General features: G+C 64.6%; 18 protein-coding genes, 1 tRNA gene and 2 pseudogenes. 12 read left to right on the forward strand and 9 right to left on the reverse strand.

The genetic code is table 11. The features are described from left to right. The first annotated feature begins 15 nt into the window (after positions 1–15). Complete coding sequence (locus tag AC1AZA_RS04830) at positions 16–1,191, forward strand: toxic anion resistance protein (protein WP_476513616.1); 1,176 nt, start codon at positions 16–18, stop codon at positions 1,189–1,191. 153 nt (positions 1,192–1,344) lie between these two features. Here the strand turns inward: AC1AZA_RS04830 and msrB are convergent. Together msrB and msrA are read right to left on the reverse strand one after the other, a co-directional pair. Next, positions 1,345–1,974 (reverse strand): annotated as a pseudogene (msrB, locus tag AC1AZA_RS04835) (peptide-methionine (R)-S-oxide reductase MsrB); the annotation flags it as partial. A 525-nt stretch (positions 1,975–2,499) separates the two neighbouring features. After that, positions 2,500–2,820: pseudogene (gene msrA / locus AC1AZA_RS04840) on the reverse strand (peptide-methionine (S)-S-oxide reductase MsrA); the annotation flags it as partial. A gap of 467 nt (positions 2,821–3,287) precedes the next feature. On the opposite strand from msrA, the gene mscL reads away from it, so the two are divergent. The 3 genes from mscL to AC1AZA_RS04855 all read left to right on the forward strand — a co-directional run bounded on the left by mscL (position 3,288) and on the right by AC1AZA_RS04855 (position 6,549). Continuing rightward, positions 3,288–3,944 carry a large conductance mechanosensitive channel protein MscL gene (gene mscL, locus AC1AZA_RS04845; RefSeq protein ID WP_476513760.1) on the forward strand — a complete coding sequence of 219 codons (657 nt, stop codon included), beginning with the start codon at positions 3,288–3,290 and terminating at the stop codon, positions 3,942–3,944. A 382-nt stretch (positions 3,945–4,326) separates the two neighbouring features. Beyond that, positions 4,327–4,785, forward strand: coding sequence for an Hsp20/alpha crystallin family protein (locus AC1AZA_RS04850; RefSeq protein WP_476513617.1), 459 nt, complete (start codon positions 4,327–4,329; stop codon positions 4,783–4,785). Positions 4,786–5,436: 651 nt separating this feature from the next. After that, entirely contained in the window at positions 5,437–6,549 is a 1,113-nt protein-coding gene (locus AC1AZA_RS04855) for a drug/metabolite transporter permease (protein ID WP_476513618.1), read from the forward strand. 244 nt (positions 6,550–6,793) lie between these two features. On the opposite strand, the gene AC1AZA_RS04860 is transcribed toward AC1AZA_RS04855, so the two are convergent. Beyond that, positions 6,794–7,468, reverse strand: a complete 675-nt coding sequence (locus AC1AZA_RS04860; RefSeq protein ID WP_476513619.1) for a helix-turn-helix transcriptional regulator — start codon at positions 7,466–7,468, stop codon at positions 6,794–6,796. On the opposite strand from AC1AZA_RS04860, the gene AC1AZA_RS04865 reads away from it, so the two are divergent. Continuing rightward, complete coding sequence (locus tag AC1AZA_RS04865; RefSeq protein WP_476513620.1) at positions 7,467–8,813, forward strand: IS481 family transposase; 1,347 nt, start codon at positions 7,467–7,469, stop codon at positions 8,811–8,813. The two genes, AC1AZA_RS04860 and AC1AZA_RS04865, sit on opposite strands and share 2 nt — an antisense overlap. A gap of 202 nt (positions 8,814–9,015) precedes the next feature. Beyond that, entirely contained in the window at positions 9,016–9,660 is a 645-nt protein-coding gene (locus AC1AZA_RS04870) for a FadR/GntR family transcriptional regulator (RefSeq protein WP_476513621.1), read from the forward strand. 12 nt (positions 9,661–9,672) lie between these two features. Here AC1AZA_RS04870 and AC1AZA_RS04875 read toward each other — a convergent pair whose 3' ends face one another. Continuing rightward, the gene (locus AC1AZA_RS04875; RefSeq protein WP_476513622.1) at positions 9,673–11,955 is read right to left on the reverse strand and encodes a glycoside hydrolase family 3 C-terminal domain-containing protein; all 2,283 of its coding nucleotides are present in this window, start codon (positions 11,953–11,955) and stop codon (positions 9,673–9,675) included. Next, complete coding sequence (locus tag AC1AZA_RS04880; RefSeq protein WP_476513623.1) at positions 11,952–13,013, reverse strand: LacI family DNA-binding transcriptional regulator; 1,062 nt, start codon at positions 13,011–13,013, stop codon at positions 11,952–11,954. The genes AC1AZA_RS04875 and AC1AZA_RS04880 overlap by 4 nt, the downstream gene beginning before the upstream one ends. A 292-nt stretch (positions 13,014–13,305) precedes the next feature. Between AC1AZA_RS04880 and AC1AZA_RS04885 the strand changes: the two genes are divergently transcribed. The 5 genes from AC1AZA_RS04885 (at position 13,306) to AC1AZA_RS04905 (ending at position 19,270) form a co-directional block, all read left to right on the forward strand. Continuing rightward, the gene (locus tag AC1AZA_RS04885) at positions 13,306–14,706 is read left to right on the forward strand and encodes an ABC transporter substrate-binding protein (protein ID WP_476513624.1); all 1,401 of its coding nucleotides are present in this window, start codon (positions 13,306–13,308) and stop codon (positions 14,704–14,706) included. A gap of 150 nt (positions 14,707–14,856) precedes the next feature. Further along, a complete protein-coding gene (locus AC1AZA_RS04890; RefSeq protein ID WP_476513625.1) occupies positions 14,857–15,780 on the forward strand; it encodes a carbohydrate ABC transporter permease in 924 nt (307 codons plus the stop codon). A gap of 1 nt (position 15,781) precedes the next feature. Further along, positions 15,782–16,756 carry a carbohydrate ABC transporter permease gene (locus AC1AZA_RS04895; RefSeq protein ID WP_476513626.1) on the forward strand — a complete coding sequence of 325 codons (975 nt, stop codon included), beginning with the start codon at positions 15,782–15,784 and terminating at the stop codon, positions 16,754–16,756. An 8-nt stretch (positions 16,757–16,764) separates the two neighbouring features. After that, entirely contained in the window at positions 16,765–18,411 is a 1,647-nt protein-coding gene (locus AC1AZA_RS04900) for a family 43 glycosylhydrolase (protein ID WP_476513627.1), read from the forward strand. Between the two features lie 487 nt (positions 18,412–18,898). Then, entirely contained in the window at positions 18,899–19,270 is a 372-nt protein-coding gene (locus tag AC1AZA_RS04905) for a RidA family protein (RefSeq protein WP_476513628.1), read from the forward strand. A gap of 222 nt (positions 19,271–19,492) precedes the next feature. Here AC1AZA_RS04905 and AC1AZA_RS04910 read toward each other — a convergent pair whose 3' ends face one another. Then, positions 19,493–20,941, reverse strand: coding sequence for an amidase family protein (locus AC1AZA_RS04910; RefSeq protein WP_476513629.1), 1,449 nt, complete (start codon positions 20,939–20,941; stop codon positions 19,493–19,495). Between the two features lie 195 nt (positions 20,942–21,136). Here AC1AZA_RS04910 and AC1AZA_RS04915 point away from each other — a divergent pair, with 195 nt between their 5' ends. Beyond that, entirely contained in the window at positions 21,137–21,442 is a 306-nt protein-coding gene (locus tag AC1AZA_RS04915) for a hypothetical protein (RefSeq protein ID WP_476513630.1), read from the forward strand. A gap of 111 nt (positions 21,443–21,553) precedes the next feature. Here the strand turns inward: AC1AZA_RS04915 and AC1AZA_RS04920 are convergent. The 3 genes from AC1AZA_RS04920 to AC1AZA_RS04930 all read right to left on the reverse strand — a co-directional run bounded on the left by AC1AZA_RS04920 (position 21,554) and on the right by AC1AZA_RS04930 (position 24,067). Further along, positions 21,554–21,636, reverse strand: a tRNA-Leu gene (locus AC1AZA_RS04920). Positions 21,637–21,750: 114 nt separating this feature from the next. Next, positions 21,751–23,052: a tRNA guanosine(34) transglycosylase Tgt gene (gene tgt / locus AC1AZA_RS04925; protein ID WP_476513631.1), complete on the reverse strand. Its 1,302-nt coding sequence runs from the start codon at positions 23,050–23,052 to the stop codon at positions 21,751–21,753. A 193-nt stretch (positions 23,053–23,245) separates the two neighbouring features. Beyond that, positions 23,246–24,067 carry an IclR family transcriptional regulator gene (locus AC1AZA_RS04930; protein WP_476513761.1) on the reverse strand — a complete coding sequence of 274 codons (822 nt, stop codon included), beginning with the start codon at positions 24,065–24,067 and terminating at the stop codon, positions 23,246–23,248. Positions 24,068–24,098: the final 31 nt, after the last annotated feature.

The raw sequence follows: 24,098 nt of genomic DNA on the forward strand, positions 1-24,098 counted from the left end.
AAAGGAAACCACACCATGGCACAGCAGATCACCCTCGCAGACCTCACCGCCTCCGGCACGGCGAACGCCGTCACCGCGCCCGCCGTCACCGACCCCAACGCCGGGGCGCTCGTCCCCACCGCCGATCAGGCCGCCTCCGACGCGAAGCTCACCCCCGACCAGCAGATCGCCAAGCTGCCCGAAGCGGACCAGCAGCAGATCGCGCAGATGGCCCAGTCCATCAACCTCACGCAGCAGGGCATCGAATCCTCCTACGGCAAGGACGTGCAGCGCGCCACCAGCAGCTTCGCCGACGAAATCCTCTCCGAAACGCGCTCCAAGGACACCGGCGAGGCCGGCGAACTGCTGAGCACCATGCTCGTGACCATCGACGAGGCCGAACTCGGCGGCTTCCGCAAGCTGCCGATCATCGGGCAGGTGGCCGTCTCCATCGACAAGCTGCGCCGCCGCTACCAGAAGGTCGACTCGCAGATCGACGACATCGTCTCCAAGCTCGAAACCGCGCAGGCACGCCTCGTGGCGGACATCTCCATGTACAACACCATGTACGACCAGAACGCCCAGCAGTACCGCGAACTCAAGCTCACCGTACTCGCCGGCAAGAAGGCGCTCGCGGACTTCAACGCCACCCAGCTGCCCGCCCTCGAGGCGGAGGCCGCCAAGTCCGGCGACCCGATGCAGGCGCAGGTGCTCAAGGACTTCAAGTCCAAGCTCGACCGCTTCGCCAAGCGACTGGACGATCTGGACCGCATCAGCGTGGTCACCCTGCAGACCGCCCCGCAGATCAAGATCATCCAGAACGCTGACCAGACCATCGTGGACAAGATCGACACCACCATCTCCACCACCATCCCCGTGTGGAAGAGCCAGATGGTCATCGCGCTCGGCCTGTCCAACCAGCGCAAGGCGCTCGACCTGCAGAACAAGGCGGACGACGTGACCAACAAGCTCCTGCAGAAGAACGCCACCGCCCTGCACCAGGGCGCGGTGGACGCGGAGAAGGCCAACCAGCGCTCCGTGGTGGAGATCGAAACGCTGGAGAAGATCAACAACGAGCTCATCGCCACGCTCAAGGACACCGTGCAGATCCAGAAGCAGGGCAAGGCCAATCGCGAGGCGGCCGAGGGCAAGATGCGCCAGCTCGAGGCAGACCTCAAGCAGGCGCTCATCGACAACGCGCGCTCCATGTGAGCCGTGCGGTGCACGCTGGGTCGTGCGTGCTGCGTGTGCTGCGCGCGTGCGACCGTGGCTATGCGTGACCGGGGCCGCACGCCACGGGATTTGCTCACTGTGCGTCGTGCTTTTGCACAGTGAGCAGACCCGGTACGTGCGCCCGCCGGGCCATCAGCGCTCGCCGGCCTCCAGCTTCGCGATGAGATCGCCGTACCCTTCCTCGGCCATGCGGCTCTTCGGCACGAACCGCAACGCGGCGGAATTCATGCAATAGCGCAATCCGCCGCGGTCGGACGGGCCGTCGGCGAACACATGGCCCAGATGGATCTGCGTGTCCGCGGTGCGCACCTCAATGCGCGGACGGCCCGGGATGCGGTCATCCTCGTGCTCGGTGAGCAGATCGGCGCTGATCGGCTTGGAGAACGCCGGCCAGCCGCAGCCGGAATCGAACTTGTCCGTGGACAGGAACAGCGGTTCGCCACTCACCACATCCACGTACACGCCCGGCTCGAAGGTATGGTCGTACGCGTTGACGAACGGGCGTTCGGTGGCCGCGCGCTGCGTGACCGCAAACTGCTCGAGCGTCAGGTCCCAGATGCGCTCCACGTACCGCTGACGCCTGCGCACGTTCGCGATCTTCTCCAGCGGAATGTGGCAGTAACCGCCGGGGTTTTTCTCCAGATAGTCCTGATGGCGCTCCTCGGCCGGGTAGAAGTTGCGCAGCGGCTCCACCAGCACGGCGGGGCGGCGCGGGTCGCGGTCGATGAGCTGCTCGAGCGCGGCCACGTAGGTGTCGCGCTGGTCATTGCCGGTGGCGTGGGCGGCCACGCTGCGCAATGCCGGGCGGTCGGCCGTGGCGGTGGCTTCCGGGGCGCTGGCTTCGGCGGTGGAGGCAGTTGCGTCGGCCGGCTCAGTGGCCTCAATGACTGCAGTGGCGGCGGTTTCGACGGTCACGGCGTCGGTCGGGCTGACGGCCGTGGCGGCAGGAGCGGATTCCGGCGCAGGGGCGGTTTCGGCGGCCGTGGCGGCAGCTTCCGGAGCGCTGGCTTCGGTGATGGTTGCGGCGGCGACCGGACCCGAGAGTGCGGTGGCTGTGGTGGCTTCCCGGGCGGTGGCGGTTTCGGCGCCCGCGTGGCCTTCCTCATCGGGGGAGGGCTCGTTAGCCGTTGCCGGCTGGCACTGGGTTGCGGGCCGGGCTTGTTCCGTTGCTCCGGATCGGCTGTCTGCCTGCATGCATGCCTCGGCTCCGGCTCCGGTTCGGTCGCCGGCCCTCTCGCGTGCACTGTCGCCGCTGCCGGCTTGGCCGCCATCGCCATCGTCATCGCCGTCGTCCACGTAGAACATGCCCGTACGGTACTGCCGCCCGTGGTCCGGCCCCTGCGCGTCCACACTGAACGGGTCGATCACTTCAAGGAACAGCAGCGACAGCGTGCGCAGGCTCACCCGGTCCGGGTCGAACTCCACCTTCACGGTCTCCGCCGCGTCGGTCGCGCCCGAACACACCTGCTCGTAGGTCGGATTCGGTACGGTCGACTGCGCGTAGCCGACCGTCGTGCCGGTCACCCCGTCCACAGCCCGGAAATAGCGCTCCAAACCCCAGAAGCAGCCGCCCGCGAAATACGCAATATGCCTGTTGTTCTCGCTCATGTTGCCCAGTATGCCACCTGCCGCGCCGCTGCGCCGCCGCAGTCCCGCGCCCGCATTTCCGCGCCTGTGCCGCCGTGCTCCGTCCAATCTTTCCAATCCGCATCTTCCACGGCACAAACTGGAAAGAATGACCGCGAAAATGGCCCTCTGACGGCCTGATCCGCGGTCAAACTTTCCAATCTGCTCTGGGACGAGCACGGATTGGAAAGAATGGACAGGTCCGGGCCGGGACGTCTGGGACAATGGGAGCTGTGGTGCGCACGGCGGGTGCGGTGTGCACGTGCAGGCAGTCGGCAACCGGGAGGAGAGGAGACGCGATGGCCAATCATGCGGCGAACGGCAGGGGACGGTCCGGCGGCGCGCGTGCCGCACGGGAACCTCGCGAATCGGACAGCGAACCCCGCAGGGTGCGGCGGATGCGCCAGTCTCGGTCCCGTCAGTCCGGGAACGCCCCGTCCGTGCTGGCGATGGCCGGCGACGCCACTGCGTCTACTGCGGCGGCCACAGCGGCGGCGGCATCGGCCGCGACCTCCAGCGCCACTGCGGCGGCTTCCACTGCGGCGCGCAGAATCGCCGTGCTCACCGACGTGGGACCGTTCGGCGGCTTCAAGAAGTTCATCTCCCGCGGTTCCATGATCGACATGGCCGTCGGCGTGGTCATGGGCTCCGCGGTTACCGGCGTGGTCAACGCCATCGTCGCGAACCTCATCAACCCGCTCATCGCGGCCATCGGCGGGCAGCCGGACATGTCCGGCATCCTTAATATCACGCTGCCGCACAACGCGGTGATCTCCTTCGGATCCATCCTCAACGCGATCCTCAACTTCCTGCTCATCGGCGTGGCAGTGTACTTCTGCGTGATTCTGCCGATCAACAAGCTGCGCGACATGACCTCCTCCGTGCTGGACGAGGATGCCGCCACCTCGGACGACGCGGCTGCCGCGGACAGTGCCGTAGAGGCTGCCGGCAACGCTGCCGCCGCCGAGACCGCCGGAACCGCCAAGACCTCCGCGACCACGGTCGGCGCCGCCGAAGCGGCCGATGCCGACGTCTCCGAACGCACGCTCGCCGTGCTCGAGGAGATCCGCGACGAGCTCAAGCGCGCCAATGCCCGGACCTCCTGACCGTCACCTTCCGCATTGGCCGCGCTGCGCCAACTGTCCGCCGCGCCGCAAACTGGAAAGTTTGACCGCAAACATGCCCCTCGAGGGGCCCGATTTGCGGTCATTCTTTCCAATCTGCGCTGAGGAGCGTGCAGATTGGAAAGTTTGGTCGGCGGCCTCCCGCCCGCCTGATGCGCAGGTTTCGCGACGGGTCTGCCGCATTTCCACGCATTTCACTCTCGGTAAAATCCCGGAATGCTCGGCGCCGTGCAATGTTGGGGGAAGTGACAAGGATAACGATGGAGCCCCGGGAGGGGTTCCGGGAACGGCGACGATAGGTCGGTGCCCGCGAAGGCGCCGGTCGAGCCCAACCGCTCCATCTCCTGACTAGGGAGTATGGATTATGGCAATGTTTCCGGCTTTGATGAATGACACGATGTTCTCCGATCTGTTCGACGACCCGTTCTTCGAGGGTTGGCGTGACAACGGCAACGGTTCGGCTGCGGCCGCTCTGGCGAACAACATGATGAGCACCGATGTGCGCGAAACCAAGGATGGCTACGACGTGGACATCGATATGCCCGGCTTCAAGAAGGACGACATCAACCTTGAACTGCAGAACGGCTACCTGACCGTGTCCGCGCATCGTGACAGCGAGCACGATGACAAGGCTCAGGACGGCAAGTGGCTGCGTCGCGAACGTTACGCCGGCTCTTGCTCGCGTAGCTTCTACGTGGGCGAGGACGTGAAGGAAACCGACATTCACGCCAGCTACAAGAACGGCACCCTGTGCCTGCAGGTGCCGAAGATGCAGGCTCAGCCGCAGGTTGAGGCCAAGCGCCAGATCGCCATCGAGGGTTGATTTACGGCGTGTTTTCTGCGCTGCCCGCTCTACGTTTCCTACGTTGACTAGTTCGGCGGGCGGCGGGAAACAATGCCAATCACCGAATGCCGGGCGGCGTGTCGATCGCACGCCGCCCGGCATTCGTGTTTTTCGGCGAGAAGTTGCATGGCTTGTCTGGCCTGTGCGTTGCCCGGCATGCGCGCAATGCAAAACCGCGGAATTGCGGCAGTGCCATGTGCGCGTCGAGAGGGCGTCAGGCTGCGGGCATGCCGTGGCGGGCTCGTGCGCGCAGTGTGTCGTTGCATCGCCGCGACGCATCCGTCGGGCACCGTCGGCACGGTATGGGCAGCCGGCACGGGATGGGAAGCCGGCCCATGCAAGGTGCTATCTCGCTTCGTGGGGTGAATTTCGGTTCCTGCGGAATGCCATCTGCGTTCGTGGGGTACTTCGGGACCCGTAACCGGCGCTCACCAAAGCCCGGGCCATTGCAATTCCGCGGTTCCGGTGCACGGCACGTGCTCCGTCATCCGCCCGAAGTACCCCACGAACGCAGATAGCATGCTGCAAGCCGCAGAATCTTCCCCATGAAGCGAGATAGCGCCGTCCTAGCGTCGCCCCCCGCCCGCCACACTGGTCATCAATACGAAAATGTGCGAGGGAGGCTGTGCCATGGCGGATGAACGGCGGCAGAACCGGCAGCGGCAGCGGCGGCGAACGGCACTGCAGGGCGCAGGGCCGTCGTGGTGGCAGTCTCCTTCCATACGTGCCACGGCGGTGGGCCTTATGGCGATAGGCCTGTGGAGCTTTATGACCGGTCTGGTTCGCGTGGTGGCGGACGGGTTCGGCCCGACACTCGGCTCGTCGCTCATTTACACCTGCGGCGTGGTGCTGCTGTTCGTGTTCCACCGGCCCGCGCCGCTGAGCCGATACCCGCGAAGGTATCTGGTCTTCGGTGGGCTACTGTTCGTGTTCTATGAGTCGGCGATTTCCCTGTCGGTCGGCTTGGCGTCCACGGCGGAGTCGTCGGTGGAGGTCAGCCTGGTCAACTACCTGTGGCCGACCATGATGGTGCTGTTGACCGCCGCGGTGTTCGGTGCCGGCAAGTCAGACGGGACGGACGGAGCGGAGTCTGGAAAGTCGGGCGAGTCCAGCGAGCTAGGAACATCCGGTGGGGCGGAATCCGGACAGGGGAGCGGCCGCGGCCGTGCGGTGCTGCGCGTGCTGCCGGGTGCGATCGTGGCCGCCGCCGGCGTGGTGCTGGCCGTGGGCGGCAACAGCGGACTGGACTGGGGATTGGCCGCCGGGCACGTCGCCGACAATCCGCTGCCGTACCTGTTGGCGTTCTCCGGTGCGTCCGCATGGTCGGTGTATGCGGTGTTCACGCCCGCCATGGCGAAGGGCATGGACGGTACGTCGGTGTTCTTCCCGCTGGTGGCCGTTGCCCTGTGGGTCATTCATTTCGCGTCCGGCGAGGGCTGGCCTGCCGCGATGCCGCCCGTGCAGTCGTGGCTGGCGGTACTGTGCGCTTCGGCGGCCATCGCCGGCGGATACGCCTGCTGGGGGTACGGCATTCTCCACGGCAGCATGACCACGCTTGCCATGGCGTCCTACGCCACGCCGGTGCTGTCCACCGCCGCGAGCGCCGTGCTGCTCGGGCTTTCGCTGTCCCTGCCGTTCTGGTGCGGCGCGCTACTGGTGGCCGCCGGATCCGTGCTCAATTGGTGGATTCGCTCGCGGGGCAAGGCGGGATCGAGACGCGTGGAGATGGCGGAGGATCGTTAGCGCCTGTTGAGGCATGGCCTGCGCCTGCGCCCGCCGTGCCCGTGTCTATGCCTGTACCGGCAAATCCTGCACCGATCCCGCATCCGAATCCGCTCCCGCGCTTTGCCCACCTGCTCCGGCGTCTGAGCAGGCGGGCAAAGCGCTTATGTTTGCTGCGCTCGTTCCCGTTGCGGCGGCCTCCGTTTTCGCTCCCGTACTCGTGGGCTCGCGGTGCCCGTGTCCGCGGTGCTCATATCCGCAGTGCTCACGCCCGATCCGCGTCGCCCGATTCCGTTCCCATTCCCGTGGCTCCCGCGTCGCCCGGGTCGGCGCTCGCGACGTTCGCTGCTCCCGCCGTTCCCGCGCAGATGTTGCGGTACTCGCGCGGTGCCACGCCTATGGCCTTCCGGAACGCGCTGGAGAAGTAGTGCTCGTCCGCGAAGTGCAGCTGCCGGGCGATTTCCCGGATCTGGATGTTGGTGTTGCGCAGCAGTGCGCACGCGAGTTCCATGCGCGCGGTGGAGTAGTACTTGAAGGCGCTGACGCCGTAGCGCTCGGGGAAGATGCGGTTGAGGTGCGCCGTGGAGATGCCGACGTGCTCGGCCACGTCCTGCATGGTCATGGCGTCCTTGATGTGCCGGTCGATGTAGGTCTTCGCGGCCGTGGCGTAGTCGTTGCGCGGGCGCAGCTCCGAGGGGGCTGCGGTGTAGGAGAGCGAGGCGAAGATCTCGTGGACGATCAGCGCGCCCCTCTGCGAGATGTACTGGGTGTTGGACTGGTTCTCCTCGCACAGGGTAAGGAACGACCGGAAGAGCTGGTGCAGCGGGCGTGAGGGGTAGTGACAGGCGTGCTCGAGCCGGTATTCGCGGTAGAGCGCGTCCACCAGGGTGCCGCTGAGTTGTCTAGTTCGAGCGGATAGTTGACGTATGTCCTGGGGCATGGTTGACACCTGCCGCGTGTTGGATGGTGTATGGATACACAGCCACAGCAACAGGTCAGTACATTCCAATGATGATGGTCCCGCGGCCCGTAGCGAGTTCCTGCGCAACAAGGCCGTCGTCAACGCGATCCTCGCGGGCATGCCGGTCGTCGAGGCCGCCCGCCGCCACGGCGTGGCCAGACAGTGGGCGCACGAGCTGAAGCGCAGATACGAGCGGGAGGGCGAGGCGGGGCTCCTGCCCCGCTCCCGCCGCGCGCACCGGATCGCGAACAGGACCGACGAGAGGACCGTCGAACGCATCGTGGCGATCCGGCGCGAACTGGACGCCGCCGGTCTGGACTCGGGTCCGGAGTCCATCGCCGCCCGGCTGGAGCGCGAGGGCGTCAAGCCCCCGGCGAACTCCACGATCCACCGGATCCTCAGGGACGCGGGCCTGGTCAGGCCCGAGCCGGCCAAGCGGCCGAAGTCCTCGTACACGAGGTTCGAGGCCGCGCTGCCCAACGAGACCTGGCAGTCGGACTTCACCCACTGGCCGATCGCGGACGGCGCGGACGCGCTGATCGTCTCCTGGCTCGACGACCACTCCAGGTTCCTCCTGTACTCGCACGCGTATGCGACGGTCACCGCGAAGACCATCGAGGAGTCGTTCCGCCACGCGTGCGCCGGATACGGGATCCCCGCGTCCACGCTCACCGACAACGGCCTCGCGTACACGACCCGCCTGTACTCGGCCGAGCCGGGCTCGTTCGAGCGCCTGCTCGCGCTGATGGGCGTGCGCCGGAAGAACGGCAGCCCCTACCACCCCCAGACGCAGGGCAAGATCGAACGCTGGCACCGCACCCTCAAGCAATGGCTCATCGCCCGCCCCCTGGCCGGGGGTCTCGACGAACTCAACGCGCAGCTGGACGAGTTCCGCCGCGAGTACAACGAGGAGAGGCCCCACCGGGCGCTGGGCCGGCGCACCCCGAGACAGGCGTACGAGGCGAAGGGCAAGGCCGGTCCCGATCCCGAGATCGCCGCGCGCGAGCAGGCTAGGCGCGACGGGGAGGGACACCGGGCCGGACGCGAACGGCCGGCGGCCGTCGATGTGACCGTCCCGGCCGTTCGCCGCAGGGCCGACGGGCGCGGCTGCGTCTCGTGGATCGTCGCCGGCTGCCGCCGCACCGTCAACATCGGCAGGGGAAACGCGGGCAGGGTCGTGGAACTGAGGGTGGTCCATGGCGTGGTCACGGCCATCGACCCGGACACCGGTGAGCTCCTCGCCGACCAGGCGCTCGACGCCGCCCGGGACTACCAGCGCCGCCGGCCATTGCCGGACGTCACCGATGCCCCAGAACAGGCGTAAGCCATGTCCCGAGACATGCCGTCAACCATCCCCCGAGACATACGTCAACCATGCCCCGAGACAATACAAAACAAGTAACAGACCAATCGGCGCCCTCGGACGCAAAGTGGTAAAACCAGCGTGCCAATATGACGGCATGCGTACAGAGAAAGAAACAATGATCCCGGTTCCCAGACTTACCAACCGCAGCATTGGAGCCCAGGTGGCGGCGCATCTGGAGCACCTCATCATGATCGGTACGCTGAAGCCCGGCAAACGGCTTCCCGCCGAACGGCGGCTGGCGGAGCGATTCGGCGTCTCCCGCGCCTCGGTGCGCGAGGCGTTGGCCGAACTGGAATCGAAGAACCTCGTGGACCGCGTTCAGGGACGCGGCAGCACCGTGCTGGACCCTATGTCCAGCACCCGTCGTCTCGCATCCTTGCTGGAGGCCACGGATGTGGCGTTGAACAACGCCACCGAGCTGCGTGAATCGGTGGAGCCGAGCATCGCCGCATTGGCCGCGGAACGTGCCAAGCCTACGCACATCGCCGCTCTGGAAAGCATCGTGGGCAAGGAGTCGGACGAAACGATCGGGGCGGAGGACTCCATGAAGCTGGACATCCAGTTCCATCTGTTGCTCGCCCATGCTACCGGCAACACGTTGCTGCTGACCGTGCTGCGATTTTCCTTCAAATGCACCGAGCAGGTCCGCGGGCGTTCGCATCGCACGGCGACGGGGCGCCGCATCTCGCTCATTGGACACCGTCTGATTCTGGAAGCCGTGAAGGCACACGATGCCGCGCGCGCCAAGGAAGCGATGAACCGCCACTTGACGGACGTGCGCGACGTCAGCGCATTGGCGGCCTGATGACGACTGCCGTCACTCCCCAGCGCGGCCACGGGATGACGCAGATGCCGATGCGTAATGCTCCAGCACGATTTTCATGAAAGGTCGCCCTGATACGGTGAATGATGCGACTGCGTTGCTCAGCGGCATCGCGTTGAAAAAGAGGCGGCTGATGCTGTCGGCAGGCCAGAAGGAATCGCCGGCAGCTTCGAGCGCGGCTATATGGGTGCGAAGAATCGGTCCGCCGACTGGGTCTTCGGACCATTCCTCGACAGTGGACAGGGCGTTCAGGGGCATGGCTTTTCCGTCGCCGTCCAGCGTGACGATAGCGCTGCCTGTGATGTCGCGCGACGAGGTTGCGAATTCAACGCCGTAGTCGCCCGTTTCCACATGCCAGTCCTGGTAGCGTTCGGACCAGTAGGCGAAGGCGCGGTCTCCCAGCTCGAAGTGCAGTTCCTTGCTCTCTCCGGGGGCCAGACTGACCTTGCCGAACGCTCGCAGCTCGTGGATGGGACGGGATGCTGCCGACCGGTGCGGGGGAACGACGTAGATCTGAACCACCTGAGAACCGGGACGCGGACCGGTGTTGGTCACCGTAACACGCGCTGTCGCACTGGTGGGACCCGTTGCTTCGGCATGCCATCCGGTCAGCGAGAACGTCGTGTAGGATAGCCCGAAGCCGAACGGATATGCCACGTCACGATCGAAGGAGTCGTAATACCGGTAACCGACGAAAACACCCTCGCCGTAGTCCACGGATCCTTCTCCGCCGGGGAAGTTCATGGCGGAGGGATTGTCTTCGAGTCGTAGGGGGATGGTTTCAGGCAGACGGCCGGTGGCGTCCGCGTCTCCGAACAGCACGTCGGCGGTCGCCTCGCCACCCGCCTGTCCCAGTAGCCATCCTTCGACCAGTCCCTTGGCTCGGTCCTGCCAGTCCGCAACGGACACTATGGAACCGTTGGACAGTATGACGACGACATTGGGATTGACGGCTGCCACGCCTTGCAGCAATTCGATCTGCTTGCTGGGCAGGTTCAGGCTGATCCTGTCGAATCCTTCCGATTCCTGCGCTTCCGGCAGTCCAAGGAACATGAGGACCTTATCCATGCCTCGGGCGGCCGCGATCGCCTCTGCGGTCAGGGCGGGATCTTGCGGGGTGTCGTCCAAGGTGAAGCCGGGGGAGAATGTGCAGCGGTCCCGGTCCCCACGCGCATTCAAGGCATCCAGGAACGATGTCAGTCGGGTGGGGTTGATATGAGAGGATCCTCCGCCTTGATAGCGTGGCGTGCGCGCGAATTCACCGATGACCGCGATGCGGTCGCCGTCGTTGAGAGGAAGGATACCGTCCTCATTCTTTAGCAGCGTCAGCGATTCGCGTGCGGCACGGCGGGCGATGGCATGGTGGGAGTCCGGATCGTAGGCGAACCCGTCGTCTGCCATGGCATGACCGACCTTGCTCAGCAGCCGCAGCACCCCTTCGGCCATACTGTCCAGTTGCGCTTCGCCAAGCGTTCGGTCGCCCACCGCGGCGATCACGGCATCGTCTGTTGCGCTGGGAGGCATTTCCAAGTTCAATCCCGCGCCCAGCGATGCGGCGCGGTTGTGCACGGCACCCCAATCGCTCATCACCAAACCGTCGAATTTCCATTCTCCGCGCAGTACGTCGGTGAGCAGCCAGCGGTTTTCGGACGAGAACGTGCCGTTGATCCGGTTGTAGGAGCACATCACCGTCCATGGTTTGGCGTGCCGGATCACATATTCGAATGCAGGCAGATAGATTTCGCGCAGCGCGCGCTCGCTGACCCGTACGGAAACGCGCATGCGGTCGGTTTCCTGATTGTTCGCCGCGAAGTGCTTCAATGCGGTTCCGATGCCCTGCGATTGGATGCCTTCGACAAGCGAGGCCACCTGACGCCCAGCGAGCAGGGGATCCTCGGACCAGTATTCGAAGCAGCGACCGCCCAGCGGATTTCGTTTGATGTTCACTCCGGGTCCGAGGATCACGGCGACTTTCTCCTGCCGGGCTTCCTCGCCCATGGCCGAGCCGACCGCGAGGGCCAGATCGGGGTTCCATGAATTGGCAAGGCCGGCGGCGGGCGGAAAACAGGTTGCCGGAACCGAGTCATACAGACCGACTGCGCTGTTGCCAGAACGTTTCTTGCGCAGGCCGTGCGGACCGTCAGTGATCATGTATCCCGGGATTCCTTTGGACGGTACGCCGTTCAGATGCCAGGCGTCCGCGCCCGAAGTGAGGGCGACCTTCTCTTCGAGAGTGAGGTCGTCTACGGTGACGGGAGAGGGGGTGCGCGCGGTCATGATTCGCTCCTTTGCGACTGTGCGGGGGGACAGGTGCTTTCGCGTTCGACCAGTGAAGTCGGGAGGATGACCCTGTCGCCGGTGGATTCCCCGCGATGTGCGGAGAGGATCATTCGTGCCGCTTCCGCTGCCATCTCGCTCAATGGCTGGTGGACGGTCGTCAGAGCCGGGCCCATGTAAGCCGCGGTCTGAATGTCGTCGAAACCGACGACGGACAGGTCTTCGGGAATGGTGAGACCAAGCTGCTTGGCCGCACGGTACACGCCCATGGCGATGAAGTCGCTTTGCGCGAAGATGGCGGTGGGACGGTGGCGCGAGGTCAGCAATTCGGTCGCCAGCCGTTCCCCGTCCGACACGCGGAAGCGCCCGCGACGCACCAATTGGGGGTCGATCTCGATGTCGGCTTCGCGCAACGCCGCCCGGTACCCGTCGAGTCTGGCGATAGTGCACATGGTGTTTTCCGGCCCGGTGATGGTGGCGATGCGCCGGTGCCCGAGTTCGATGAGATGCCTGGTGGCAAGCAGTCCCCCGGACCAATTGTCCGCCTGCACGGACATGATGCCGGACATCGGTGCGCCCCATGGGTCGATGAACACGCATGGGATCTGCCGCGAGGCCAGTCGCTTGGCCAGCGACACGGATGGTTTTGAGAATACGACGATGACGCCGAGCGGGCGGCGTGCAACCACTTCCTCAACCCAGGTTGTGACGGGCTCATCGGAGTCTCCCAGCATGGAGAGCACCAGCCGAATGCCGTCTGGCTGGGTCTGCATCGCAGCTCCCTGCAGAAGGTCAATGGTCCAGGAGTTATCGAGGTGCTGAAAGGCGATTTCCATGAGCTGGGAGGTAGCGTGGGTGTTGACGTGCGTCTTGAAATAGCCCAACCGTTCCATGGTCTGCTCGATGCGTTCGCGGGTGGAGGGGGCTACGTCCGATTTTCCGTTGACCACCTTGGACACGGTGGTGACTGAGACGCCCGCGGCCCGTGCAATGTCGCTCAGCGTCGTTCGGCCATTTCCGTCCGATGATGTTTCCTCGACCGCAGTCGTCTTGACCATATTCACTCTTTTCGAAAACAGTTTGCGCCTTCACAACGTATCTTGATGATAAGCATATCTCGCAAGTTTTCGATTTCCGAAAAGAAGTTGCAAAATGGTTGAAGATGTTCGCTTCTGTGCTTATGTTGCAGATTGCTTATAATGCTTGAAAAATCAACAAGAATACCTGTCCACGGTAGTTAGGGGAGCAAGTGCGAGGTTTTGACTAACCGCTAAGCCGATCTCTATACTTACCGGTAAGCGATATGAAAATACCGCAAAAGAAATCAATGGAGATTATCGGAAAGGTTCAATGATGGAATTCAAGACGATTGGCAGGCGTGGCACTGCGCTGGCGGCCTGCGTAGCCATGGTGATGGGTCTGGCGGCATGCGGCAGCGGTAATGGCGGCAGCGACAACGCAGTCGGATCCAAGTCCGTCGGCATCACGATGTCGGACATCAATGCCGCACTGAAATCGGACAAGGATGTGACCCTGGACGTCTGGACGTGGCAGGCCGATTCCGTGAAGCCCCGCATCGAGGCGTTCGAAAAGCAGTATCCGCATATCAAGATCAATCTCACCGGCACCGGCGCGGCGTCCGATCATTACACCAAGCTGTCCAACGTCATCAAGGCTGGCAAGGACATTCCCGACATCACCATGCTGGAGTTCGACTACCTGCCGCAGTACGCGGTGACGGGCGCACTGCTCAACTTCAAGGAGGACAGTGTCGAAAAGCAGCTGGGCTCCCTGTACAACGAGGCGGCGTGGAGCGACGTGCACGTGGCGGGCGGCCTGTATGGCATCCCGGACAACATGGCGCCGATCGTGATGTATACGCGCACGGACGTGCTTGACAAGTACGGCATCGAAACCCCGACGACCTGGGACGAGTTCGAACAGACCGGCATCAAACTGCATCAGGCGGATCCGACCAAGTACATGGGCTACATCGATACGGCGGACGTGCGGTATATGGCGGCGATCATGCGTCAAGCCGAGGCGCCGATGTGGAAGGTCGAAGGGCTTGAAAACGTCGATCTGACGATGATGAGCGACAAGGTCAAGGAGGTCGCCGAGTTCATCCAGCGGCTCATCGACGAGGACGTGCTCGAACCCGTCGCTTCCAAGACCGACGAATACAACCGAGGCTTCGCGGAGGGCCGCTGGGCCACGAAGATCGACGGCGCCTGGAGGAGTTCCACCTACGAGAAGCAGCAGCCCGACCTCAAGGGCAAGGTGAAGATCAGCCTGCCGCCCGCATGGGGCAGCAATGCGAGTTCCGTGAAAACCGCGACCATTGGCGGATCCCTGTATGCGGTCACCACTGCCTGCGCCGAGGACAAGCGCGCCGCGGCCATCGCCTTCATCAATTGGCTAGGTTCCGACGCTGAAGCCGTCAAGATCGGCAACAGCGACGGCCAGATCCTATTCTCCGCCTCCAATACCTACCTTCAGGATTCGTCCTACAGCAATGAGAACAACGACTACTTCGGCCAGAAAGTCACGGCCATCTACATGGATTCCGCCGCGAAGATCAACGCCGATTGGTCCATCCTGCCCTTCAACTCCCAGTACGCCACCGACTACAAGGACATCGTGGTGCCCCAGATGAAGAAGGGCGGCGACATGTTTTCCGCGTTCTCCACATGGCAGTCCTCGTTGAAGACCTACGCGGAGAATCAGGGCTTCAAGGTAAATGCGCAGTAGCGGCAGCCGTTCGCCGGCCCGTACATCGAGGGCGGGTCGGCGAGTTCTTTCCTTTTCCCTCGATGATGAAAAGCCGGGCGGGGCACCGTTCCTTTCCCTCCGCCCGGCATTTTCACACGGAGCGCGTGAACGTCATTGAAAGGAGCGCATATGGTCTCCGTAACTGCTCGTGCCGGGACCGGGGTTGCATCCGTCAAGCCCCGCAAGGAGAAAATGCAGCACATCGGCATGCTGTGGTGTCTGCCGTACGTGATCGTCTTTCTCGGCGGCACTATCATCCCGATGGTCTACGCCTTCTATCTGGGCCTGTACAAGCAGCGGATGATCGGCGGAGAAACCTTCGCCGGGCTCTCCAACTACCTCCGCGCGATCAAGGACCCGTTGCTGTGGAACGGCTTTGGCCGCGTGCTGCTGTACGGTGTGATTCAGGTGCCGCTCATGACGGCGCTGTCGCTGCTGGCCGCACTCATGCTCGATTCCCAGCGCATCCGCCACGTCGCTGTGCCGCGCATTCTGCTGTTCCTGCCCTACGCGGTGCCCAACGTGATCGCGGCCCTCATGTGGAGCTACATCTACGGCACCGACTACGGCCTGTTCGGCCAGTTCTTCGCCCTGTTCGGCGCTGAGGCTCCGGACATGATGAGCGCGGAGCTCATGGTCTTCGCCTTCGTCAACATTTCCACCTGGGTGTCCATGGGCTACAACACCCTCATCTATTATTCGTCGCTGCGCGCGTTGCCCGAGGAGCTGTACGAATCCGCCCGCATGGACGGCGCCACCGAGTTCCGCATCGCGTGGAGCGTCAAGATCCCGCAGATTCGCTCCTCGGTGGTCATGACGCTGCTGTTCAACATCATCTACGCGCTGCAGCTGTTCAACACCCCGAGCATGATGCAAACCATCGCACCCGAGGTGGTCACAAGCTACTACACCCCGAACCTGTACACCTACAGTCTTGCATTCCAGGGTCAGGATGTGAACTATGCAGCCGCCGTCTCGCTCGTGGTCGGGCTGTTCACCATGGCCATCGTCACCGTCGTCAAGGCGCTGGGCAACAAGTGGGAGGAGAAGTAACATGTCGTCCGCAAACCGTTCCGCATCGCTTCGCCGCCGCGACGCCAAGCTCGCCGCCAAGGACCACCGGCTGCGCCTGCGCAAGAAGGCGGCCGCACAGTCCGGCATCCCCGTCGAGCTCACGCCCACGCAGAAGGTCATGAACGTTCTCATCCACGTGGTCATGCTGCTCATGGTGGTTTACTGTCTCATTCCGCTGGTCTGGCTCGTGTTCTCCTCCACCAAGTCGAACGGGGAACTGTACACCTCCAACGGCATGTGGTTCGGCGAGAACATGGCGTTCCGCCAAAACATCGTGGATACGTTCACCTTCGAGGAAGGCATCTACCCGCGATGGCTGCTCAACACTCTGGTGTACGCCGTGGTCGCCGGCCTCGGAGCTACGCTGTTCGCCACCTTCGCCGGTTACGCGATCGCCACCATGCGTTTCCACGGTCGCAAGGCACTGCTGTGGATCACTCTCATCTTCATGTCCATTCCGGCCACCGTCATTACTGTGCCGCTGTTTCTGCTCTACTCGAAGATAGGTCTGACCGGTACGCCGTGGGCCGTGATCCTGCCGCAGCTGAGCAACCCGTTCGGCCTGTACCTCATGATCATCTACGCGCAGACCTCCATTCCGGTCTCCCTCGTGGAAGCCGCGCGCATCGACGGTGCCAACACGTGGACCATCTTCTGGAAGATCGCCTTCCCGCTGCTCTCCCCGGGCTTCGTAACCACCCTGTTGTTTGCGCTCGTGGGCGTGTGGAACAACTATTTCCTGCCGCTCATCATGCTCAATGATGTGCACGATTACCCGCTCACCGTGGGCCTCAACGTGTGGATGAAGATGGCTGGCGACGCCAGCTATCACGTGGTACCGAACAACATGATCCTCACCGGCTCGTTGGTGGCGATCGTGCCGCTTATCATCGCGTTCCTGTTCCTGCAGAAGTACTGGCAGTCCGGCCTTGCCGCCGGCGCCGTCAAGCAGTGAGGTGTCCCATGCTCATCCACAATCCGGTGATCCCCGGCTTCGCCCCGGATCCGGTGATCTTCCGCGATGACGAGTGTTATCGCATCATCGTCTCCACGTTCGAATGGCTGCCCGGTCTGCGCGTCTATTCCTCGGACGACCTATCGCACTGGCGGTATGAAACCTCCGTGCTGGACGGTCCGGTCTCACCCTCTCTGCAGGGCAATCCCGCCGCATGCTCCATCTGGGGGCCCTTCGCTGCGTGGCGGAACGGTACATACTACGTGGCATACACCAACGTGCGATCCACCCGGGTGCCGTACAAGGACTGCGACAACTACATCATCACCGCCCCCTCGCTGCGCGGACCGTGGAGCGAGCCGACCTACGTCAACAGTTCCGGCTTCGACCCGTCGCTGTTCTTTGACGACGACGGCCACGCATACTTCCTCAACGCGATCTGGGACTACCGTCTCGAGACGCGCAACAAGTCGGCCGGCATCGTGATGCAGGAAATCGACCCGCAATCGCTTGATCTGGTCGGCGAGGCGCGGGTGATCTTCCCCGGCACGGACGCTCGCAAGACCGAGGCGCCGCAGATCTATAAGCGCAACGGTTGGTATTACCTGCTCACCGCGGAAGGCGGCACCGAGGCGGGGCATCAGGAGACCGTGGCTCGAAGCCGTGACGTGTGGGGGCCATACGAGGTCGATCCGGACACGCCGCTCATCACCGCCGCGGATGATCCGTCCCTGCCGCTGCAGTGCGCCGGTCATGCGTCGCTGGTCGAGGCCCCGGGCGGCGATTGGTACATGGCGTACCTGTGCAGCAGGCCGTTCGACGACAATGGCGGCTTTTCGATCCTGGGCCGTGAAACGGCAATCCAGCCGGTGCACTGGAGCGACGACGATTGGTTGCGGCTGTCCCATGGCGGCCACCACCCGCTGGAGATGGTGCAGGTCGGGGATTGCGCCGGGCCGACGGAGATGCCGTCCGACCCGTCATTGGATGTGGAAGATCCATTCGTGGGGCTGAACGCCCCGGGATTCGATGACCCGTTGGCCGGACCGGCGCTGGAGTCCAGCCGTTGGAACACATTGCGCCAAATGCCGCATGCGCGATGGCTGGATTTCGGAACCGGAATGAGCGATTCGGGGCTGACCATCCGAGGCGGGCAGTCGCCGCAATCGTTCTTTGACCAGCACCTCGTTGCCACGCGTCAGACGGCGCTCTCCTGTTCCGCCTCGGTCTGTATGGACTATGAGCCGAACCTTTCGTCCGTCGGATACCTCAAGCTCGCCGGCCTGGCCTTGTACCTCAACGACGCCAACTACGTGCTGTTCATGATTACCGCGAGTGACCAAGGGGTGCGAGGCGGTGACGGATACGGACCTGTCGCGGTGTTGCAGCAGTCGGTCCGCAGCGAATTCTCGCAGGTGGAAGTCGTGCCGGTGTCTGGCTTAGGTCGGTACAAACTGTCGGTCCGTCTCGACGGCAATCGCGCTTGGTTCACGGTCGGTGACGGCACCGGCGAAACCCGATTCGCACCGCTGGACGTCACGTTCCTGTCCGGCGGCTATACCGGCAATTTCATCGGGCTTGACGTGATCGACATGGATCGCCGCAACGCATCCTCCGCCACGTTCCGTGATTTCCGGTACCGTGTGCTGGGGTGAGACGCGGACAATGGCTTGGAAAGGGATGTCCAGCGGCACCTCGAACAGCGGCAGTCCTTCGCGCCTGTCCGCGTCGACGAGCGGCTGCGGAACCGCGTCGTGTTCCACACCCACGCCGAATCCGCACGCCAGTACGCCCGCCTCGAACATGCTCTGTACGTAATCCCGGCACAGTCTGCGGTAGGCCGTCGGCGTGATGCGCTCGCCGCTATCGCCGCCCCCGGCGTCTGCGTCGGAACCGTCGATCTCGGCGCTTCCATGCCATTGCGGGATGTTCAGACCGGTGGTCAGCAGGATCTCCCCGGGTTCGGAGAACTCACCCAGATCATCTCGTGGTCATGGGCGACGGCGGCATCCTTGAGGAAGGCGATCCCGACAGGATCATGTCCAACCCCAGCAAGGAGCGGACACGCCGGTTCCTCAAGGCCGTGCTCGGCCGCTGAATATCACAGTCGTTCGTCGCAGTCAGGGTAAGAAAGGAACGATCATGGAAATCACGACCATCAACGTTGGCAGCACCGTAGCCGCATACAGCCACGCCACCGTCGCGGGAGGCTTCGTCTTCACCTCCGGATGCACGCCGCACGACCCGGAAACGGGGGAAGTGCGCGGCGAAGGCATCCGCGAGCAGACACGGTACTCGATCGAGCGGCTCAAGGAGATTCTGGCCAAGGCGGGATCCGATCTGGACCATGTGCTGCAGGTTCAGGTGTTTCTGGACGACATCGACCATGACTACGCGGCATTCAATGAGGTGTACCAGAGCATGTTCACCGCCCCATACCCGCCGCGGGCCACGGTCGGAGCCCATCTGCCCGGGTATCGCATCGAGATGACGGTCCGTGCGGCCGTGAGGTGAAATGAGGTGAAATGACGGGTTGCGCGGGCCGAAATCTCGGATTCGCAGCACTATCGGGCCGTTTTTCGGCCGATTTGCGACCCGATAGTGCTGCGAATTGCGGATTTCGGCCCGCGCAGCCCGTATTTGGGCTTGGGCGTCCGAGTTGCCGCATTCCGAACTCCTGTCGTTCCGCGCGCTCCGTCTCGTCCGCGCCGCTCCGTCGTGCCCTGTCGTCGCCCGCTACAGTTCCGGCCGGCGGTCTGCCCACGGGCGGGCCTGTTCGAGCTGGGCGGCGATGGCGAGGATGCGGTCCTCACGGTTCTGCGGGGCGATGATCTGCGCGCTCAGGGGCAGTCCGTCGCGGCTGAAGCCGGTGGGAACGGCGGCGGCCGGATTGCCGAGCACGTTCCAGATGGCCGTGTAGGACGAGGTTCCCATGGCCTTGAGCGACGCGGCGATCGCACCGCAGCCGTCGAGCTGACCGATCGGCACGGCGGGCGTGGGCGTGGTCGGGGTGATCAGCAGATCGTATTCGCCGAAGAACGTGCGGTCGAACGCCTTGCCCATGGCGATGCCGCGGCGGATGGCCGAGGCGTTCAGCGGGCGCAGCGGGCGCGTCAGGGCGAGCAGACGGCGGGTGCGGGACTCGAGAAGCCGCGGCTGGTCGGCGCGGGATGCCTCCTCGGCCACGCCGGCGGCGGTCTGCGCGAGGAACTCGTATGTGATCGTGGGGTACTTCGGGTCCACGCGCTCCACATGGTGGCCGAGCGAGGCCAGCGCGTCCGCCGTGGCCCTGAGCGCATCCAGCGTTTCCCGGTCCGCCGTCGGTCCTCCTGCGGGATTCTTCGCGCTGACGGCGATGCGCAGACGCGGAACGGGCGTATCGGTCGCGGCATCGGCTCCGCGCACGGCATCACGCACCGCGTCGGACAGCGGGCGGGCCAGAGGCGGGGCGGGCCACGGGTCCGAGGGCAGACCGCCGGCGATCACGTCGTATGCCAGCGCGCTGTCCGCCACGAATCGTGCGAGTGGGCCGATCACGCCGAGCGACTGCCACAGGTTCGCGTTCGGACTGGCCGTCACGCGCCCGCGCTGGCACTTGAGTCCGAACAGGCCGCAGAACGAGGATGGCAGGCGGATCGAGCCTCCGCCGTCGCCGCCGATCGCGAACGGAACGATGCCCGCTGCCACGGCCGCCGCCGAACCGCCGCTGGAACCGGCCGTGGAACGCAGTGTGTTCCACGGGTTGCGCGTGTACCCGTTCGCGCTGGACTCGGTCCACGGCCAGATGCCGAACTCTGGCATGCGGGTCTTGCCGATGATCACCGCGCCCGCCCCGCGCAGCCGGCTCACCACCGCGGAGTCGCGCGCGGCGACATGCGTGAATGCCGCGCCGCCGTAGCCCGTCACGTAGCCTGCCACGTCGTTCTCGTCCTTGATGGCGATCGGGATGCCGTGCAGGGGGCCGCGGGCGGTGCCGGTGCGGACGTAGTCGGCGTCCAGTGCGCGCGCTGCGGCGATCGCCTCGTCCGGGTGAATGTCGCTGAACGCGTTGAGGCGTGGGTTGAGCCGTTCCGCCTTGTGCAGTGCGGCGCGGGTGAGTTCCTCCGCGCTCAGTTGCCCGTCGATGATGAGCCGTTCCAGTGCGGCGACGGGCGTGGATCCAAGCAAATCCTCGATATCGGTCATGGCCCCACGGTATGCGCCGGACGTTTCGCCGCAATGAACGGTGCGCGGGTGGGGCGGCCTCGGTTCGCTCGATCGGTCCAATCTGTGGCCCGTGAATCACAGCTTGGACCGATCGTGCGATTTTTCGGCCTCCGGGAGCCCGTTTTTTCGCATGATCGGTCCAACTTGCGAATTTGAGGGCACAGGTTGGACCGAATGAGCGAAAACGATCGTGCTTCCAGCCCGGCCAAGGTGCGGGTGCAGCCCGGTCATGGTGCAGTCATGGTTGGCGACGGACGAATGTCCACGCGCTTGGCCGTTCCGGTCGTGAGCTCTTCAATGAGTCGCTGGAACGCGAACGCTCTCTACGCGATCGGCTCGTTCTACGAGAACGTCGGTCTCTCGCGGATTACTGATGGTCTTCGTGCTGTTGGCTGCCGCTGCGTGGCCGAGCTCTGCGGGATTCTGCAGTGCATCGGGCAGACGGGACGGGATGCAGGTAGGCCGGGCTGCCATCAATGACTGCAAACGTCGCAGGTACCATGCCCATCGCGGCCGGCGTTGCGTCCGCTGCATACAAGAAAACCCCGGAGGTGCTGTATTTCCAGCACCTCCGGGGCTTCCATCTCTGCGTGCGAGTGGGGGGAGTTGAACCCCCACGAGCATACACTCACTGCCACCTGAAGACAGCGCGTCTACCATTCCGCCACACTCGCAGACAAATGGATAATTTACCACGGGGCTGCCGATGCGCCTAATTCGGCGTGTCGCACCCTCTGCGGCATCTGATTCGCTCAATCTGCGAGATCGGAACCCGCCCCGCCGCGCACTCAGCCGCGCGACCCGTTGGCGTAGAACCGGGCCAGCGTCTCGCGCTTGTACTCGTCGAAGTAGCCGCCGTCGATGGACGCGCGGATCTCGTCCAGCAGCCGTACGAAGAAGCGCTCGTTGTGGATGGTGGCGAGCGTGAACCCGTTGTATTCGCGGGCACGCAGCAGGTGATCCACGTAGGAGCGCGAATAGTGGCGGCACGTGTAGCAGTCGCAGTCGGCCTCGATGGGGGAGAAGTCGTTCTTGAACTGGGCGCGCTTGATGTTCCACCGGCCGTCGCGCGTGAAGACGGCTCCGTTGCGGGCGCAGCGGGCGGGGGCCACGCAGTCGAACGTGTCTCCGCCGTTCTCCACCGCGGCGAAGATGTCGTCCACGGCGGCGATGCCCAGCACGTGGCGGGGGCGGTTTTCCGGCATTTCGTCGCAGATCCATGCGCAGGTCTGGCCCAGGATGCGCTTTTCGATCGCGCCGCCTATGCCCACGCCGTCGAAGTCGAGCGAGGCGATTTGCGAGGCCGCCCGCCGGCGCAGATCCTCGTAGTTGGCGCCCTGCACCACGCCGAACAGCGCCTGATACGGCTTGCCGAGCCGGCTTTCGGTGAGCCGGAAGTGCTCGGCCACGCAGCGCTGCGCCCAGCGGAAGGTGCGCTCCACGGACTGCTCCTGGTAGGAACGCGTGTTCATGAGCGTGGTCAGCTCGTCGAACGAGAACATGATGTCCGCACCAAGCTTGTGCTGGATGCCCATGGAGATTTCCGCGGAGAACCGGTGCTCGTCGCCGTTGAGCGGGGAGCGGAACGTCACGCCGTCCTCGTCCACGAATGCGAGGCGCTGCTTGCCCTCGGCGATCACGTCGTCCGATTTGAGGCCCGTCACGTCCATGGCGAGCGTCTTCTTGAACCCGGCGCCCAGCGAGAGCACCTGGAAGCCGCCGGAGTCCGTGTACGTGGGGCCGTCCCAGTTCATGTAGCGGGCCAGTCCGCCGGCCGCGTCCACCGTGTCCTCGCCGGGGCGTTCGAACAGGTGGAAGGCGTTGGCGAGCAGGCATTGCGCGCCCAGCTCCTTCATCTGCTCGGGCAGTACGGCCTTCATGGCGGCCTGCGTGCCCACGGGAACGAACGCGGGGGTACGGATGTCCCCGTGCGGGGTGTGGATGATGCCGGTGCGGCCGTAGCGCGCGCCGTCGCGGCCCAGCCCGTCCGCGCTGGATGGCAGGCGGGTGATGGTTTCGAAGTGGAAGGCGCTGCGATCGCCGGGTTTGCCGGCCTGCGCGCCGAGGGGATGCTCCAGTAAAGACGTCATGCCACTACTGTAGCGGTTCCGCCCTGACCGTCCGTACGCGATTGCGCCCGTGCCCTCGCGCGCTCCGCGGCCAAGCTTTCCAATCTGCGCCCCATAATTCGCAAACTGGAAAGAATGACCGCGTACGGAGGTCCAAAACGGCCTCGGAAGTGGTCAATCTTTCCAGTTTGCGATCTTGGGTGGGCGGGCGCAGCTACATGGCGCCGATCGTGGAGGCCTTGATGAGCGCCTCGGTGAGGTACTTGCCCGCAGCCATGACCAGCGGCGCGTAGTGGCGGCCGGGCTGCATGCCCATGCGGCCGGTCGGCCCGGAGATGGAGATGGCGGCGATCACCTGACCGGAGGCATTGCGGATGGGCGAGGAGATGGAGCACACGCCCTCCTCGCGCTCGTTGACCGACTCGGCCCAGCCGCGCTTGCGTACCTGGGCGAGCTTGGTGGCCGTGAACTTGGCGTGGCGCAGGCCCTGATGCATGCGCTCGGAATCCTCCCACGCGAGCAGGATCTGTGCAGCGGAGCCGGCCTGCATGGACAGCATGGCGCCCACGGGGATGGAATCGCGCAGACCGGAGGCGCGCTCGACGGCGGCGATGCACACGCGCTGGTCGCCCTGACGGCGGTAAATCTGCGCGGATTCGCCGGTGCGGTCGAGCAGGGTCCGCAGGATCGGTCCGGCGGCGGTGAGCAGTCGGTCCTCGCCGGCGGCGGCGGCCAGTTCGGCGAAGCGGGAGCCGAGCACGAAGCGGCCGTGGGAGTCGCGCAGTACGAAGCGGTGGCGTTCGAGGGCGATGGCCAGGCGGTGGGCGGTCGGGCGTGCCAGACCGGTGGCGGCCACGAGCTGGCCGAGCGTGGAGGGACCGGATTCCAATGCGTCCAGAATCTTCACGGTTTTGTCAAGGACGCCGACGCCGGAATGGATTTCGCCGTCGTCGGCGGTCGCTGCGGCGGTTGCGGCAGGTGCGGCGGTTGCGTTCTGCTGGGGGCGCGCTTGTACGGCCGGACGCCCTGCGGCCATGGTCTCATCGCTCTCTTCGGAAGTCATGTGG

The organism is Bifidobacterium sp. LH_389 (assembly GCF_056357235.1).

What these genes read in the sequence shown, in the direction of transcription:
- AC1AZA_RS04830 (WP_476513616.1), top strand. Translation starts at nt 16, where the DNA reads ATGGCACAGCAGATCACCCTCGCAGACCTCACCGCCTCCGGCACGGCG.
- mscL (WP_476513760.1), top strand. Translation starts at nt 3,288, where the DNA reads ATGGCCGGCGACGCCACTGCGTCTACTGCGGCGGCCACAGCGGCGGCG.
- AC1AZA_RS04850 (WP_476513617.1), top strand. Translation starts at nt 4,327, where the DNA reads ATGGCAATGTTTCCGGCTTTGATGAATGACACGATGTTCTCCGATCTG.
- AC1AZA_RS04855 (WP_476513618.1), top strand. Translation starts at nt 5,437, where the DNA reads ATGGCGGATGAACGGCGGCAGAACCGGCAGCGGCAGCGGCGGCGAACG.
- AC1AZA_RS04865 (WP_476513620.1), top strand. Translation starts at nt 7,467, where the DNA reads ATGGTTGACACCTGCCGCGTGTTGGATGGTGTATGGATACACAGCCAC.
- AC1AZA_RS04860 (WP_476513619.1), bottom strand. Translation starts at nt 7,468, where the DNA reads ATGCCCCAGGACATACGTCAACTATCCGCTCGAACTAGACAACTCAGC.
- AC1AZA_RS04875 (WP_476513622.1), bottom strand. Translation starts at nt 11,955, where the DNA reads ATGACCGCGCGCACCCCCTCTCCCGTCACCGTAGACGACCTCACTCTC.
- AC1AZA_RS04880 (WP_476513623.1), bottom strand. Translation starts at nt 13,013, where the DNA reads ATGGTCAAGACGACTGCGGTCGAGGAAACATCATCGGACGGAAATGGC.
- AC1AZA_RS04885 (WP_476513624.1), top strand. Translation starts at nt 13,306, where the DNA reads ATGATGGAATTCAAGACGATTGGCAGGCGTGGCACTGCGCTGGCGGCC.
- AC1AZA_RS04890 (WP_476513625.1), top strand. Translation starts at nt 14,857, where the DNA reads ATGGTCTCCGTAACTGCTCGTGCCGGGACCGGGGTTGCATCCGTCAAG.
- AC1AZA_RS04895 (WP_476513626.1), top strand. Translation starts at nt 15,782, where the DNA reads ATGTCGTCCGCAAACCGTTCCGCATCGCTTCGCCGCCGCGACGCCAAG.
- AC1AZA_RS04900 (WP_476513627.1), top strand. Translation starts at nt 16,765, where the DNA reads ATGCTCATCCACAATCCGGTGATCCCCGGCTTCGCCCCGGATCCGGTG.
- AC1AZA_RS04905 (WP_476513628.1), top strand. Translation starts at nt 18,899, where the DNA reads ATGGAAATCACGACCATCAACGTTGGCAGCACCGTAGCCGCATACAGC.
- AC1AZA_RS04910 (WP_476513629.1), bottom strand. Translation starts at nt 20,941, where the DNA reads ATGACCGATATCGAGGATTTGCTTGGATCCACGCCCGTCGCCGCACTG.
- AC1AZA_RS04915 (WP_476513630.1), top strand. Translation starts at nt 21,137, where the DNA reads ATGAGCGAAAACGATCGTGCTTCCAGCCCGGCCAAGGTGCGGGTGCAG.
- tgt (WP_476513631.1), bottom strand. Translation starts at nt 23,052, where the DNA reads ATGACGTCTTTACTGGAGCATCCCCTCGGCGCGCAGGCCGGCAAACCC.
- AC1AZA_RS04930 (WP_476513761.1), bottom strand. Translation starts at nt 24,067, where the DNA reads ATGGCCGCAGGGCGTCCGGCCGTACAAGCGCGCCCCCAGCAGAACGCA.